The sequence below is a fragment of the Georgenia sp. AZ-5 genome (assembly GCF_043952095.1).
GTDB lineage: Bacteria > Actinomycetota > Actinomycetes > Actinomycetales > Actinomycetaceae > Georgenia.
In genome coordinates this window covers 2,811,165-2,826,959 of record NZ_JBINOU010000001.1, presented here as the reverse complement: position 1 = coordinate 2,826,959, position 15,795 = coordinate 2,811,165, and the positions used below count along the sequence as shown (strand labels likewise).

Genomic DNA, 15,795 nt, shown 5'->3' with positions numbered 1-15,795 from the left:
AGTTCCGTGGGGAGCGAGGAGTGCCAGGTCGGGGGGCGCGTGGGCGCCGGCGCGGGGAGCCGGCCGCGTCGTCGCGCGCTGCCCGCACGGCCCGCGGCGCCGACCGCCGTCGCCGCACCCTCAGCGCCGTCGTCCTCTCCCTGGTGACCGCCGCGGTCGCCGTCGCCGGTCTCCTCTACGACGGCGTCGCCGCGGCGGACGTCGACCTCAACGACGGCGGCGTGTGGGTCACCAGCTCCACCGAGCTGCGCGTGGGCCGGGTCAACTACCCCGTGCAGCAGCTCGACGGGTCGGTCACCGCCACGAGCGCCGACCTCGACGTCCTCCAGGAGGGCGCGGACGTCTTCGTCGTCGACCACGGCGCGGGCCTGCTCCAGCGCCTCGACCCCGCCACCGTCTCGGTCACCGGGGGCGTGCCGCTCCCCGCGCAGCGGCAGGTCGCCCTGGGCGGGGGCGTGGTCGCCCTGCTCGACGTCGGCACGGGCACCCTGCGCGCCGCCCCCACCACCGCCGTCGGCGCCCTCGAGGAGGGCCCGGCGCTGGCCTCCCTCGGCGCCGGCGCCCACCTCGCGGTGGGCACGGACGGCACGGTCTACGGCGTCTCGACCGCGGACGCCACGGTCGTCGCGATCCCCGAGGACGCCGCGCGGCCGGCCACGGACGACGGCGCCGGAGACGCCGAGACGGACGAGCCGCAGGCGCTGGGCCTGGGCGTCCCGCCCGGCACGCTCGCCGGCGCGCAGACCCAGGTCACGGCCGTCGGCGGCGAGCCCGTGGTCCTGACCCGGACGACCGACGGTCGGCTGCTCCTGCTGCGTCCGGGGGAGGAGCCCGCGGACCTCACCGGCCTGGAGATGGACGCCACCCAGGTCGCCCTCCAGCAGGCCGGCGGCGACGCCGACCACGTCGTGCTCGCCGCGGCGGACGCCCTGGTGCGCGTCCCGCTCGACGGCCGCGCCCCCGTGGTGACCCCGGTGCCCGTGCTCGGACCGCCCGCCGCCCCCGTCGTCGTCGCGGGGTGCACGCACGCCGCCTGGTCCGGCGGCACCCCCACCTATCTGCAGCAGTGCGGCGACGGCGAGCCGGTGCACAAGGAGGTGCCGACCACCGCCACGGCCACGGAGCTGTCGTTCCGGACCAACCGCGACCTCGTGGTCCTCAACGACACCCTCTCCGGCGGCGTCTACCTCGTCAACGAGTCCATGACGATCGTGGACAACTGGGACGACGTCACCCCGCCGGAGGCGGACGACGGCGAGGAGGAGTCGCAGCAGGACGTCACCGACGCCGTCCCGCTGGACCGGGAGGCCGAGAACCGGCCCCCGGCCGCCCAGGACGACGACCACGGCGTGCGCCCGGGCTCGACGACGGTCCTCGAGGTCCTCGCCAACGACACCGACCCGGACGGCGACCTGCTCACCGTGACCGGCTACGACGCGCCGCCCGAGGCGGTCGGCACGGTCCGGCCGGTGATGGGCGGGCGCGCCCTCCAGGCCGAGGTTCCCGCGGACGCCACCGGCACCGCGTCCTTCGCGTACACGATCGACGACGGCCGCGGCGGGGAGGCGTCCGCCACCGCCACCCTGCTGGTGGTGCCGCAGGCGGTCAACAACGCCCCGGAGCCGGTCCGGCCCACGCGCATGACGCTGACGGCCGGCGCGACCGGCAGCGTCGACGTGCTGACCGACGTGCGCGACCCCGACGGCGACGCGCTGGTCGTCACCGACGTCACCTGGGACTCCGACGACGCCGTGCGCCACACCCCCGACGGCGTCGTCACCTTCGAGGACCGCGGCACGGCGCCGGGCCCGAAGGAGGTGACGGTGACGGTCTCCGACGCCCGCGCCAGCACGGACGTCACCGTCGAGGTCGACGTGCGCGCCGAGGCGGCGCTGCCGCCCGTGCCGCTGGCGGACTACGTCACCGCCAAGGCCGGGCAGGAGGTCGTCGTGGAGCCGATCCGCAACGACGCCGACCCCGACGGCGAGGCGCTGCGGCTCGCGAACGTCGCGGGCGCCACGGGCGCGAGCGTCGTCGCCGACTACGACGCCGGCACCTTCCGGTTCTCCTCGGACGTCGTCGGCGCGCACTACCTCACCTACGTCGTGGTGGACGACTCCGGCACGGGCGCCACCGGCCTCGTCCGCGTCCAGGTGACCGAGAGGACCGAGGCGCCGCCCGTCGCGGTGCGCGACAGCGCCCTGCTGCCCGCGGGCGGCTCCGTGGCCGTGGACGTCCTGGCCAACGACGAGGACCCGTCGGGGCGGCTCCTCGCGGTGCAGCAGGTCGACGTCCCGGAGGGCTCCGGGCTCGTCGTCGCCGTCGTCGAGCACCGGGTCCTGCGGATCAGCGCCCGTAAGGCACCCGCGACCGCCACGCCGGTGCGCTACACGGTCTCCAACGGCACGGCGACCGCTCAGGGCGAGGTCGTCCTGCTCCCCGTGGCCACGGACGCCAGCCCGCCCCCGCCGGCCGCCGAGCCCGACGTGGCGAACGTGCGCGCCGGCGACTTCGTGACCGTGCCGGTGCTGCAGAACGACTCCCACCCGGCCGGGCTGGAGCTCACCCTCGACCCGACGCTGGCCGAGACCGCGGAGCAGGGGTTGTTCTTCGTCTCCGGCGACACGGTGCGCTTCCGCGCGCCCGAGCAGCCGCAGACCGTGCACGCCGTCTACCGCGTGACGGACAGCCTCGGCAACGCCGACTCGGCGCAGGTGACCGTCCACGTCCAGGCCGACGCCGGGACGAACTCGGCCCCGCTGCCCGTCCCCGTCGAGACGCGGGCGTTCGGCGGGGAACGGGTCCGGATCCAGGTGCCGATGTTCGGCATCGACCCCGACGGCGACTCGGTGCAGCTCCTCGGCGCCCACGAGGCGCCGCGTCTGGGCCGCATCGTGGACGTGGGGCCGGGCTACCTGGACTACGAGGCCTACCGGCACGCCAACGGCACCGACGAGTTCACCTACGCCGTCCGCGACCGGCTCGGGATGGTGGCGCACGGAGACGTCAGCGTCGGGGTGGTCCCGCCGCCGGAGACGAACCGTTCGCCGCAGGCCCATGCGGACACCCTCGAGGTGCGCCCGGGACGCCTGGTGCGGGCGGACGTCCTGGCCAACGACACCGACCCCGACGGCGACCGGCTCCACCTGCCCGCCGACGCGCCCTTCGAGCCGGTCGAGGGGGTGGCGATCGAGGCCGTCGACGGCGGATTGGAGATCACCACCCCCGAGGAGGCCACGACCTTCTCGCTGGCCTACCGGGTCGGGGACGCGCGCGGCGGCGTGGACTCCGGCGTCCTGACCGTGCGGGTGTCGCCGGACGCGCCGCTGCAGGCGCCGCTGGCCCGCGACGACCAGGTGCAGGCCGCGGACATCATCGGGCGCGACACCGTCACCGTCCCGGTCCTCGCGAACGACGACGACCCCGACGGCACCGCGGCCGCGCTCGAGGTCACCCTGCCCGGGCAGGACGGAGCCACCGTGGCGGGTGACCGCGTGCGGGCGCCCGTGCTGCCCAGCCGACACGTCCTCACCTACCAGGTGCAGGACGTCGACGGGAACAGCGCCTACGCGTTCGTCGACGTGCCCGGCGTCGCCGACACCGGCCCGGTGCTGCGCACCGACACCGAGCCGGTGGAGACCGTCACCGGCCGGACGGTCCAGATCGACCTGGCCGACCACGTCCTCGCCCCGAGCGGCAGGGAGGTGCGCCTGACCGACGTGGCGTCCGTGACGGCCACGAACTCGGACGGGCGGGCGCCCGTGGTCGACGGCGACACCCTGCGGTTCACCTCGGCGGCCGGCTACGCCGGCCCGGCCTCCATCACGTTCGAGGTCACCGACGGCGCCACCGCGGAGGACGGCACCTCCTCCGTGCTGACGCTGCCGATCACCGTCCTCCCGGACGGCGACAACGCCCCGCCGGAGTTCGCCGGCGGCAGCGTCGAGGTGGCGCCGGCGGAGGGGCCGGCGGGCCTGAACCTGCGCGACGCCGTCACGGACCCGGACACGCAGGACCTCAACCGGCTCGAGTACGACGTCGTCGAGGTGCCCGAGGGTTTCGAGGCGACGGTCGACGGGCCGTTCCTCAGCGTCTCGGCCGCGGCCGGCACCCGGCCGGGCACCACCGGCGACGTCGTCGTGTCGGTGGCCGACCCGGTGAACGAGCCGGTGACGGGCACGGTCTCGGTCTCGGTGGTGCCGTCCACGCGCGGCCTCGCCGTGCTGGACGCGGGGGACCTCGGCACGGTGGACCAGGGCGAGACCGTCACGGCGCCGGTGCTCGAGGGCGCGTACAACCCCTTCCCGGACGTCCCGCTCGAGGTGCTGTCCGCGCAGCTGGAGGCGGGCCGGGCGGAGGTCACGAGCACCGACGCCGCCGTCAGCGTCACGCCGGCGGCGGACTTCGTCGGCCGGGTCGTCGTGCGGTACACCGTCCAGGACGCCACCCGGGACCCGAGCCGCCACGTCGAGGGACGGGTGACCATGGACGTCGTCGGCGTCCCGGACCGGCCGGCGCCGCCGCGGGTGGAGGAGGTCCGGGACTCCACCGTGGTGCTGTCGTGGAGCGCCCCCGCCAGCAACGGCTCCCCGATCACCGGGTACACCGTCCGCGCGCCGGGCACGACCACCTCGTGCGCCACCACCACCTGCACCATCACCGGGCTGACCAACGACGTCGAGCACGCCTTCACGGTCACGGCCACCAACGAGGCGGGGGACTCCGAGCCCTCCGCGCCGTCGGCCCCCGCCCGTCCCGACGTGCGGCCGGAGCGCCCGGCACCTCCGGTGCTGACGTCCGGCGACGGCGCGCTGCGGGTGGACTGGTCCGCGCCGCGGACCTCCGGGTCCCCGGTGACCTCCTACGACCTGCGGATCTCACCGGCTCTCGGCTCGGGGCAGGTCGGCGTGACGGGCACCAGTCACACGTGGACCGGCCTGACGAACGGCCGGGAGTACCGGGTCCAGGTGCGCGCCCGCAGCTCCGCGCCGGAGCCCTCGGACTGGTCCGCGTGGTCCGCGGGCGAGGTGCCCGCCGGCGTCCCCGACGCCCCCTCGGCGCCGCGCGTGCAGCGCGTCGACAACCCCGTGGCCGGCCAGATCCACGGCACGTGGGACGCGCCGCACGCCAACGGCGACGCGGTCTCGGAGTACCGCGTGCGGATCGACCGCGACGGCGCCCGCTTCCGCGAGTTCACCGTGCCCGCCTCCACCCGCTCCTTCACGGAGGACGCCCCCGCCGGCTCGGCGTACACCGTCACCGTCGCCGCCCGGAACAAGGCCGGGTGGGGTGCGGACTCGCCGGCGTCGCGGCAGGTCCGCTCCTTCCTCAGGCCCTCCGTCCCGGGCGTCCCCGCCGCCGAGCCGACCGGCGAGGACGGCGAGGTCCGGCTCCGGTTCACCGACGCCCACCCCAACGGCGACCCGGTCGAGGGGTACCAGGTGAGCGTCAACGGCGGCGGCTGGGCGCCGCTGCCGGCCGACCGCGTGGTGCGCGACCTGACGAACGGGTCCCTCTACAGCTTCCGCGTGCGTGCCGTGAACACCTACCAGGGGGACGCCTCGCGGCCCTCCGACCCCGCCAGCCCGTACGGGCCGCTGCGCGCCTCGATGCAGGCCTCCGCCGGCCCGAACTCGGTCACGTTGGCGTGGTCCGGTGCGGACGGCAACGGCAGGCCGGTCGTGCGGCAGCAGCTGTGCGTGACCTCCACCGGCGGCCTCTCCGAGTGCTTCGATCCCGGGACCGCGGGCTCGCGCACCTATCGTGCGCCGAAGGGCACCGTCTTCGACGCGGAGCTGCGGGTGACGCGGCTCCTCGTCCCCGGCGACGAGCGCACCACCAGCGTGCGGGCGGGCGCCACGACGCACGCCGACACGCGCGTGCGGGTCAGCCGCACCCGCGAGGCGGTGGGCGAGCACGGCTGCGAGCACGGCTCGTGCGCGTTCCTCGACGCCGACTACCACGACCTCCCGCGCGGGGCCTACCGGGTGACCTTCTTCGCCCGCGGCGAGCGCGTGCACAGCACCGCCAACGGGCAGGTCCACCAGCTCGAGGGCAGCGGCAGGCTCGAGACCCCGATGTACCGGGGCTACCCGCGCGAGGAGGTCCGGGTGGTGCTCGACGGCCCCGTGTGGGCGGAGCACACGCTCGTCTGGCCCGACGCCCCCGCGGGATAGCGTTCCTCCCGTCCCCGCCCGCCCTAAGGAGCCCGATGACCACGACCGCCGCACCGGCCGTCCTCGCCCCGGACCAGGCCGCCTGGTTCGGGGAGACGTTCACGCGCGTCGTCGACAACGTGGGCAGCGCCGTCCTGGGCAGGACGCGCGTCGTGCAGCTCGTCGTCACGGCGCTGCTCTCGGGCGGCCACGTGCTGCTGGAGGACTACCCGGGCACCGGCAAGACCCAGCTGGCCCGCGCCCTCGGCCGGACCCTGCAGGCCAGCTCCAGCCGGATCCAGTTCACCCCCGACCTGCTGCCCTCCGACGTCACCGGCGTGTCGATCTTCGACCCCGGGACCCAGACCTTCGACTTCCACGCCGGGCCCGTCTTCGCCAACGTCGTCCTGGCGGACGAGATCAACCGAGCCTCGCCGAAGACGCAGTCGGCCCTGCTGGAGGTCATGGAGGAGGGACGGGTGACCGTCGACGGGGTCGCGCACCCGGTCGGGGACCCGTTCGTGGTGCTGGCCACCCAGAACCCGGTGGAGCAGGCGGGCACCTACCGCCTGCCCGAGGCCCAGCTCGACCGCTTCCTGCTGAAGACCTCCATCGGCTACCCGGACCGGGCGGCCACCGTGGAGATCCTCTCCGGCGCGGCGGTCCGCGACCGCGCCGGCAGGCTCGAGCCCGTGGTGACCGGGGCCGTGGTCGCCGAGATGGTGGCCCTCGCGGGCACGGTCCACGTGGACCCCGCCGTGCTGGACTACGTCGCCCGGCTGGTGGAGGAGACGCGGCGGGCGCCGGGCGTGCTCGTGGGCGTGTCGGTGCGCGGGGCGCTGGCGCTCGTCCGGGCCGCGAAGACCTGGGCGGCCGCGCACGGCCGGAACTACGTGGTGCCCGACGACGTCAAGGCGCTGGTCGAGCCGGTCCTCGCGCACCGGCTGGTGCTGGAGGCGGAGGCCGAGTTCGAGGGCGCGACGGCGCAGCAGGCCCTGGCGGGCGTCCTCGCCGCCGTCGTGCCGCCGGCCGTGCGCGGGGCGTGAGCGGGGGCCCCGGGCCGGGGCGGTGGCTGACAGACCGCCTGAGCACCCTGCTCGTCGTCCGGATGGCGCTCGAGCGGACGGGCGCGCCGCGCACCGCCGTGGCGGGGGCGTTGCGGTGGATGAGCCCCGCCGGCTGGGCGGCGGCCGCCGCCGGGCTGCCGGCGACCGTGGCCGGGCGGCACCTGGGCTGGGCCGAGCTCGTCGTCGCTGGGGCGGCGCTCCTCGCCGTGCTGGCGGCCGCCCTGGTGTTCACCGTGGGGCGCCAGCCCTACGGCGTCGACCTGCGGCTGTCCTCCGCGCGGGTGGTCGTGGGGGAGCGCGCCGTGGGCGCGGTGGTGGTGCGCAACACCGCCGCCCGCCCCGTCCTCCCGGCCCGCGTGGAGCTGCCGGTCGGGACGGCGGAGGTCGCCTTCCCCCTGCCCGGCCTGCCCCGCGGCGGCGAGCACGAGGAGGTCTTCGCGATCCCGACGGCCCGCCGGGCCGTCATCCCGGTCGGGCCCGTGCGGTCGGTGCGCGGGGACCCGCTGGGGCTGGTGCGCCGCGCGGTGTCGTGGACGCAGGTCCACGAGCTCTACGTCCACCCGCGCACCGTGGGCCTGGCCTCCGGGGCCGCGGGGCTCCTCCACGACCTCGAGGGCCGCCCGTCGAGCGACATCACCGCCTCCGACCTGTCCTTCCACGCCCTGCGCGAGTACATCGCCGGCGACGACCGCCGCCACGTCCACTGGCGCAGCTCCGCCCGCACGGGCACGCTCATGGTCCGCCAGTTCGAGGAGACGCGGCGCAGCCAGGTGGTGGTGGCCCTGAGCCGGCACGAGGCGGACTACGGCGACCCGGCGGAGCTCGAGCTCGCCGTCTCGGCCGCCGCCTCCCTCGGGCTCGAGTCGTTCCTGGAGGAGAAGGACCTCACGGCGCTGACCACCCACGAGGTCCTGCCGGCGGTCTCCCGCGGCGCCCTGCTCGACGCGCTGACCCGCCTGGAGACCGCCGGCGGGCCCCGCGGGTTCGTCGCGATGGCCCGCGCGGTCTCGCGGGACCTGCCCCACGCCTCCCTCGTCGTCCTGGTCTGCGGGTCGGGCGTCCCCGTCCGGGACCTGCGTGCCGCCGGCGCCGTCCTGCCCGCGGGCCTGCGCGCCGTCGCCGTCCGCGCGCACGTCCAGGACGAGGGCGTCGCGTCCGTCGGCGGGCTGACCGTGGTGACGGTGGCCGAGCTCGACAGGCTGCCCCGGCTGCTGCGCAGGGCCGTGCGGTGAGCGGGCGGACGGCTCAGCCGGGGCGGCGGTCGCGGCGCCGGGGCGCCGAGGGCGCGCGCGGCCGGCCCGGCGCGTGGCGCGCCGAGCTCGCCGGGCTGCTTCGCGCCCGCGGCGCCGACGTCGCCGTGCTCACCGCCCTGGTGCTCCTGGCCCTCCTCCCGCTGTGGCCCGTCTTCGCCACCGGCCACCTGGTGGCCGCCGTCGTCGGCGGGGCGCTGCTCGGCGCCGGTCTCGCCGTGGTCGGCGCGCTGCTCGGCTGGGGCGCGCTGACCGTCGCGGCGGGCGCCGTCGTCACGCTGGCGGCCTGCTCCGCCCTCGGCGCGCCGACGACCGCGCTCGGGGGAGCGGTGCCCACCCCGGCGACGCTCGGCGCGGTCGCCCAGGCGGCGGTGACCTCCTGGAAGCAGCTGGTCACCGTGCTGCCGCCGCTCGGCGCCCACGGCGGGGTGCTCACCGCGCCCTACCTGCTCGCCTTCGTCGCCACGCTGGCGGCGGTGACAATCGCCCTGCGCACCTCCCGGCCCGCGTGGGCGCTCCTCCCGCCGGCGCTGGCGCTCGCCGCGGCCATCCTGCTCGGCACGAGCGAGGCGCAGGCCGCGGTGCCCGTCGGCGCCGCCGGGGCGCTCGGCGCGCTCGCGTGGGGGACCTGGCGCACGGGCCGCATGCACCCCGGCCGTCTGCGCGGGGCGGTCGCCCTCCTGCTCGCCGGAGCGGTCGCCGGGACGGGTGTCGCCCTCGCCCCGCCCGCCTCGCCCCGGTTCGTGCTGCGCGACCACGTCGAGCCCCCGCCCGACCCGCGGGACTTCCCCAGCCCGCTGGCGGGGTTCCGCGGCTACGTCAAGGACCACCGCGACGAGACGGTGCTCGCCGTCGACGGGCTGCCCGGCGGCGCCCGGGTGCGCCTGGCGGTGCTCGACGCCTACGACGGGACGGCCTGGTCCGTCTCGGGCGAGGCGACGTCGGGCCGGTTCGTGCGGGTCGGCGAGCGGGTGGAGCCCGAGCTGCGCGAGGGCCTGCGCCGGATGACCGTGACGGTCGGGGAGTACGCCGACGTGTGGGTGCCCATGGTGGGCCGCCCCTACGACGTCGACTTCACCGGGGCTCGCGCGGCCGACCTGCAGGGCTCCCTCTACGTCAACCGGACCACGGGGACCGGGCTGGCCGTCGCCGGCCTGCGCCCGGGGGACTCCTACGAGCTCCTCGCCGCGCTGCCCCCCGAGCCGTCGGACTCCGCGCTCGGGGGCGCCCCGGTCGCCGACGTCGCCCAGCCCCAGGCGCTGTTCCCGGAGGTGGCCACCGCCGCGGCCGCGCGGCTGACGGCCCAGGCGCGCACGCCGCTCACCCAGATCCGTGCGATCGAGTCCGGCCTGCGGCTCGGGTACTTCTCCCACGGGCTCGAGGGGGAGACGCCGTCGCTGCCCGGGCACGGCGCCGCCCGGGTGGACGAGCTGCTCGGCGGGGAGGCGATGATCGGGGACGACGAGCAGTACGCCGCCGCGATGGCGCTGATGCTCCGGGCCGTCGGGATCCCGTCGCGGGTGGTGATGGGCCTCGAGGCGCCGCCCGGCGCGGGCGGGCACGTCGCGCTCACCGGCGACGACGTCACCGCCTGGGTCGAGGTGCCGTTCGAGGGGCACGGCTGGGTGTCGTTCTTCCCGACGCCGGACGAGGACCGGATCTGGCAGGGGGAGTCCCCGTCGCCGCAGAACCGGCCCCAGCCCCAGGTGCTGCAGCCCCCGCCCCCGGCGCAGGAGCCGCCGGACGTGCCGCCGACGGACCGGCAGGACGTCGACACCGAGGACCAGGAGGACCAGGACGCCGCCTGGCCGCGGGCCGTCCTGGTGGCCGCGGCCGTCACCGGTGGCCTGCTGGTGCTCCTGGCCCCCCCTGCTCGCCGTCCTGCTGCTCAAGGCCAGGCGGGCGGCGCGCCGCCGCAGGGCCGGCACACCCGCCGAGCGCATCGCCGGCGGGTGGGCGGAGGTCATGGACGCCGCCGTCGACGTCGGTGTCGCGCTCACCCCCGCCGCCACCCGCCGCGAGAACGCCGCGGAGCTGGCGCGGGCGCTGGCGGCCGACGCGGACGAGCTCGCCGCGCGCGCCGACGCCGCCGTGTTCGGGCCCGCGGACCCCAGCGAGCCGGCCGCCCGCGGCTACTGGAGCGCGGTCGACGCCACGCTGGGCGCCATCGGGGCGGCGGTCGGCCGCCGGCGCTGGTGGCGGGCCCGGCTGTCCCTCCGCTCGCTCCGGCGCCACCGGCCGCGCGACCCCGCGGACTGACGCCTATCGGGCACCCGGTGGGGAGTTGTCCCCATGCGTGAGGGGCGACAAGAGCCGGTGCGGGCGGGTAGGAATGAGGGCAGAGCAGCACCGGGGCTCGGCCGGTGGGCCGTCGCACGCAGGGGGCGCGACGGAACGCGGGCGGGTCGACGGCGGTGGCTACGTCGCACGCAGGGGGAGCGACGTGACCACCGCCGTCGTGCTCCGGATGCTGAGACGTGCCGGTCCGGAAGGTGACGCGCCCGACGCCGCGCGCTAACCTCGCCACGTGCGCATGGCCCGCCCCGAGCAGCACCTGCTGCTCCTTCTGAGCCGCGACGAGGCCCACTGAGGCCGGCTCCTCGTCGCGGCGGTTGTCGTGCCTGGCCGTGAACCGCACGAGCGACGAGGAAGACACCGATGAAGACGCAGGACCACATCCACGCACAGCGGCCCTCCCGGATGCCGATCACCAAGTACCGGCCCTTCCAGGTCACCAACCCGGTCGACCTGCCCGACCGGCAGTGGCCCACCCGCCGCACCACCCGCGCCCCCCGGTGGCTCTCGACCGACCTGCGTGACGGCAACCAGGCGCTGATCGAGCCCATGAACGCGGACCGCAAGCGGCGGATGTTCGACCTGCTCGTCCGCATGGGCTACAAGGAGATCGAGATCGGCTTCCCGGCCGCCTCGCAGACCGACTTCGACTTCGTCCGCTCCCTGGTGGAGGACGGCGCCGTCCCCGAGGACGTCACGGTCTCCGTGCTCACCCAGTCCCGGCCCGAGCTCATCCATCGCACCATCGACTCCCTGGTCGGCTTCCCGCGCGCCACGGTGCACCTGTACAACGCCACCGCCCCGGTGTTCCGGGAGATCGTCTTCCACAACGACCGCGAGGCCACCCGCGAGCTCGCCGTGTCGGGCACCCGCGAGGTCGTCGCCTACGCCGAGAAGGTGCTCGGGGACGACACCGTCTTCGGGTACCAGTACTCGCCGGAGATCTTCGTCGACACCGAGCTCGACTACGCCCTGGAGGTCTGCGAGGCTGTCATGGACGTCTGGCAGCCCGAGGGCGCCCGCGAGATCATCCTCAACCTCCCCGCCACCGTCGAGCGCGCCACCCCCAACGTCTACGCCGACCAGATCGAGTGGATGAGCCGGCACCTGACGCGCCGCGAGCACATCGCCCTGTCGGTGCACCCGCACAACGACCGCGGCACCGGCGTGGCCGCCGCCGAGCTGGCGATGCTCGCCGGCGCCGACCGCGTCGAGGGCTGCCTGTTCGGGCAGGGCGAGCGCACCGGCAACGTCGACCTGGTCACCCTGGGGCTGAACCTGTACAGCCAGGGCATCGACCCGATGATCGACTTCTCCGACATCGACACGGTCCGCCGCACCGTGGAGTCGTGCACGCAGATGGACGTCCACCCGCGCCACCCCTACGGCGGGGACCTGGTGTACACGTCCTTCTCCGGCTCCCACCAGGACGCCATCAAGAAGGGCTTCGCCGTGCGCGACGAGAAGGTCGCCGCGGCCGGCGGCGACGAGACCGCCGTCGTGTGGGAGCTGCCCTACCTGCCGATCGACCCCAAGGACGTCGGCCGCAGCTACGAGGCCGTCGTCCGGGTCAACTCCCAGTCGGGCAAGGGCGGGGTCGCCTACCTGCTGTCCTCCACCCGGAACCTGGACCTGCCGCGCCGGTTGCAGATCGAGCTGTCCAACATCGTGCAGAAGCACACCGACGCCTACGGCGGCGAGATCGACGCCGAGAAGCTCTGGTCGATCTTCGCCGACGAGTACCTGCCCCACACCGCCGCCATGGGGCTGGAGCCCTGGGGCCGGTTCTCCCTCAAGGGCACCACCGTCACCACCGCCGGCGAGGGGACCGACGCCGTCCTGACGGTGACCATCGTCGACGGCGGCGAGGAGAAGGTCGTCGCGGCCACGGGCAACGGCCCGATCGACGCGTTCGTCAACGCGCTGCGCGAGCTGGGCGTCCAGGTGCACGTGCTCGACTACGCCGAGCACGCCCTCTCCGAGGGCGGGGACGCCACCGCGGCGGCCTACCTCGAGTGCGAGGTGGACGGCCAGGTGCTGTGGGGCGTGGGGATCGACCCGTCCACGATGACGGCCTCCTTCAAGGCGATCGTCTCGGCCGTCAACCGCGCGGAGCGCTGAGGGCCGGCCTCACCGGCGCGGGCTGCGGGCACCCGCCCCGGGCACCTGGGATGATGGTCCGGTGAAGCTCTACCGGGACGAGGCCGTGGTGCTGCGCACCCACAAGCTCGGTGAGGCCGACCGGATCATCACCCTGCTCACGCACGAGCACGGGCAGGTGCGCGCCGTCGCCAAGGGGGTGCGCCGCACGTCGAGCAAGTTCGGGGCGCGGCTGGAGCCGTTCGGCGTCGTCGACGTCCAGCTGCACCTGGGCCGCAACCTCGACACGGTGACCCAGGTGGACACCGTCGCGCCGTACGGGCGCACCATCGGCGCGGACTACTCGCTCTACACCACGGCCACGGCCATGGTGGAGACGGCGGCCCGGCTCACCGAGATCGAGCGCGAGCCCGCGCCGCAGCAGTACCTGCTGCTGGCCGGCGCCCTGCACGCGCTGGCGAGCCGCGCCCACGCGCCGTCGCTGGTGCTGGACTCCTACCTGCTGCGCGCCCTGTCCGTGGCCGGCTGGGCGCCGAGCTGCTACGACTGCGCCCGGTGCGGCGCCGCCGGCCCGCACCGGGCGTTCAACCCCGCCGTGGGCGGCGCGGTGTGCCCGTCGTGCCGTCCGCCGGGGTCTCCGGCACCGGCGCCGGAGACCATGGCCCTGCTCGGGGCGCTGCTGTCGGGGGAGTGGGCGGTGGCGGACGTCTCGGACCCCCGCCACCGCAAGGAGGCCTCCGGACTGGTGGCGGCCTACCTGCAGTGGCACCTGGAGCGCCAGCTGCGGTCCCTGCGCATGGTGGAGCGCGCATGAGCGACGACGTCGCCGCGCGCGCCGCCGCGGCCGTGCCCGTGTTCCCGGCCGGCCCCGCGCCCGACCCCACGCGCCGCGGGCCCGTCCCGCCGCCGCCGCACCCCTCGGGCGCCCGGGCCCCGCTGATGGACCGCCGGTTCGTGCCCCGGCACGTCGCCGTCGTCATGGACGGCAACGGCCGGTGGGCCAACGCCCGCGGCCTGCCGCGCGTCGAGGGGCACAAGGCCGGCGAGGCCGCCCTCCTCGAGGTGGTGGCGGGCGCGATCGAGCTGGGCATCACGCACGTGTCGGCCTACGCCTTCTCCACGGAGAACTGGAAGCGGTCCCCGGAGGAGGTGCGCTTCCTCATGGGCTTCAACCGCGACGTCATCCACCGCCGCCGGGACCAGATGGACGCCTGGGGGGTCCGGGTGCGCTGGGCGGGCCGCCGCCCGCGGCTGTGGCGCTCGGTCATCTCCGAGCTGGAGGTCGCCGAGGAGCAGACGAAGCACAATTCCGTGTGCACGCTGACCATGTGCGTGAACTACGGCGGGCGCGCGGAGATCGCCGACGCCGCGCAGCAGATCGCTCGCGAGGTCGCCGCCGGCCGCCTGGACCCGGCGAAGGTCTCCGAGAGGACGCTCGCCCGGTACCTCGACGAGCCCGACCTGCCCGACGTCGACCTCTTCCTGCGCACCGGCGGGGAGCAGCGCACCAGCAACTTCCTGCTCTGGCAGTCCGCGTACGCGGAGATGGTCTTCCTCGAGGATGCCTGGCCCGACGTCGACCGGCGCACGCTGTGGCGGGCGGTCGAGATCTACGCCCGCCGGGACCGCCGTTACGGCGGGGCGGTGGACAGGCCCTCGGCGCCGGGGGCCTGAGGCGCCGGAGAGCTCCCTCGCGGCGGGATGCTGGGCTTGCCCGTGACCGGGTGCGGTAGGACGCTTGAGCCAGCCTGCGACGTCGGGGGTTCACCATGCGGGTTCATCGGTTGTCGGCATTGTCCGTGCTCGCGCTGCTCGTAGCCGGTTGCGCGACCGGCGACCGCGCCGAGGACGCCGCCGAGCCCGAGGCCGGCGGGGCGACCCCCTTCTTCGACGAGCCGATCGACCTCGACCTGTCCGGCACGGAGATGGACCCCTACGGCAATCCGGCGACTCCCGCCGACGAGATCCAGCTGAGCGAGGAGGAGATCGAGCGGATACGGGCCGGCGGTCACACGGCCGCCCACCTGTGGGCCGGTGCAGGCGAGTGGTACAACGCCATCGACGCCGGCGCGACGGACCGGTTCAGCGAGCTCGGCATCGAGGTCGTCGCGAGGGCCGACGCGCAGTTCGACGCCGCCACCCAGGCCAACGACGTCGAGACGGCCATGGCCCTCGCGCCCGACATCGTCCTCAGCCTCATCGTCGACCCGGTCTCGGGCGCGGAGGGGTTCCGACCGGTCGTCGACTCCGGCACCGTGCTGGTCCTCGCCGACAACCACGCCGAGGGCTACCGGCCCGGCGAGGAGTACGTCGGCATCGTCACCGGCAACCACTTCGGCATGGGCGCGGCGGCCGCCGACCTCATGAGCGACGCCCTCGGCGGCAGCGGACAGGTCGGCATGATCTTCCACGACGCCGACTTCTTCGTGACCAACAACCGGGACAACGCCTTCCGGGCCGCCGTCGAGCAGAACCATCCCGAGCTGGTGATCGTCGACGCGAAAGGATTCACCGAGGAAGGGGCGACGTTCGACGTGGCCTCGGCGATGATTTCCCAGCACCCCGACATCGAGGGCATCTACGTTGCCTGGGACGTCGCGGCGGAGGGCGTCGTCGAGGCCATCCGCGCCTCCGGCCGCGAGGACATCGCCGTCGTCACCCACGACCTCGGCGTCAACAACGCCCTCGACATGGCGCAGGGCGGCGCCGTTCACGGCACCGTCGCGGATCTCCCGTACCAGGTGGGCCGCGCCATGGCGACGCTCGGGGCTTACGGGCTCCTGGACAAGGAGGCGCCGCCGTTCAGCACCGTCGGGTTCATCACCGTGACCCGTGAGAACCTCGCGGAGGCCTGGGAGGAGTCCCTCAGCCGGGAACTTCCCCCGGAGGTCCGCCAGGCGCTGGACCAGTGAGCGCGGCAGCGCCGGA

The 15,795-nt window shown here is 75.5% G+C and carries 8 protein-coding genes; all 8 read left to right on the top strand.

The window, feature by feature from the left end:
* Window positions 1–20: 20 nt before the first annotated feature.
* The 8 genes from ACF0H8_RS13235 to ACF0H8_RS13200 all read left to right on the top strand — a co-directional run bounded on the left by ACF0H8_RS13235 (window position 21) and on the right by ACF0H8_RS13200 (window position 15,779).
* On the top strand, window positions 21–6,176 hold the full coding sequence (locus ACF0H8_RS13235) for an Ig-like domain-containing protein (protein WP_395289366.1): 6,156 nt from the start codon (window positions 21–23) through the stop codon (window positions 6,174–6,176).
* Window positions 6,177–6,211: 35 nt separating this feature from the next.
* Complete coding sequence (locus tag ACF0H8_RS13230) at window positions 6,212–7,201, top strand: AAA family ATPase (protein WP_395289365.1); 990 nt, start codon at window positions 6,212–6,214, stop codon at window positions 7,199–7,201.
* Window positions 7,198–8,454 (top strand): DUF58 domain-containing protein, encoded by a 1,257-nt coding sequence (locus ACF0H8_RS13225; protein ID WP_395289364.1) that lies wholly within the window; start codon window positions 7,198–7,200, stop codon window positions 8,452–8,454. The genes ACF0H8_RS13230 and ACF0H8_RS13225 overlap by 4 nt, the downstream gene beginning before the upstream one ends.
* Window positions 8,451–10,772, top strand: coding sequence for a transglutaminase-like domain-containing protein (locus ACF0H8_RS13220; protein WP_395289363.1), 2,322 nt, complete (start codon window positions 8,451–8,453; stop codon window positions 10,770–10,772). The genes ACF0H8_RS13225 and ACF0H8_RS13220 overlap by 4 nt, the downstream gene beginning before the upstream one ends.
* Window positions 10,773–11,130: 358 nt before the next feature.
* Window positions 11,131–12,888 (top strand): 2-isopropylmalate synthase, encoded by a 1,758-nt coding sequence (gene leuA, locus ACF0H8_RS13215; RefSeq protein ID WP_395289362.1) that lies wholly within the window; start codon window positions 11,131–11,133, stop codon window positions 12,886–12,888.
* Window positions 12,889–12,949: 61 nt separating this feature from the next.
* Window positions 12,950–13,681: a DNA repair protein RecO gene (gene recO, locus ACF0H8_RS13210; RefSeq protein WP_395289361.1), complete on the top strand. Its 732-nt coding sequence runs from the start codon at window positions 12,950–12,952 to the stop codon at window positions 13,679–13,681.
* On the top strand, window positions 13,678–14,541 hold the full coding sequence (locus tag ACF0H8_RS13205) for an isoprenyl transferase (protein ID WP_395289360.1): 864 nt from the start codon (window positions 13,678–13,680) through the stop codon (window positions 14,539–14,541). The genes recO and ACF0H8_RS13205 overlap by 4 nt, the downstream gene beginning before the upstream one ends.
* A 110-nt stretch (window positions 14,542–14,651) precedes the next feature.
* On the top strand, window positions 14,652–15,779 hold the full coding sequence (locus ACF0H8_RS13200; protein ID WP_395289359.1) for a substrate-binding domain-containing protein: 1,128 nt from the start codon (window positions 14,652–14,654) through the stop codon (window positions 15,777–15,779).
* Window positions 15,780–15,795 lie beyond the last annotated feature (16 nt).

Coding starts and splice junctions, on each gene's coding strand:
- ACF0H8_RS13230 (WP_395289365.1), top strand. CDS start 6,212: ATGACCACGACCGCCGCACCGGCCGTCCTCGCCCCGGACCAGGCCGCC.
- leuA (WP_395289362.1), top strand. CDS start 11,131: ATGAAGACGCAGGACCACATCCACGCACAGCGGCCCTCCCGGATGCCG.
- ACF0H8_RS13205 (WP_395289360.1), top strand. CDS start 13,678: ATGAGCGACGACGTCGCCGCGCGCGCCGCCGCGGCCGTGCCCGTGTTC.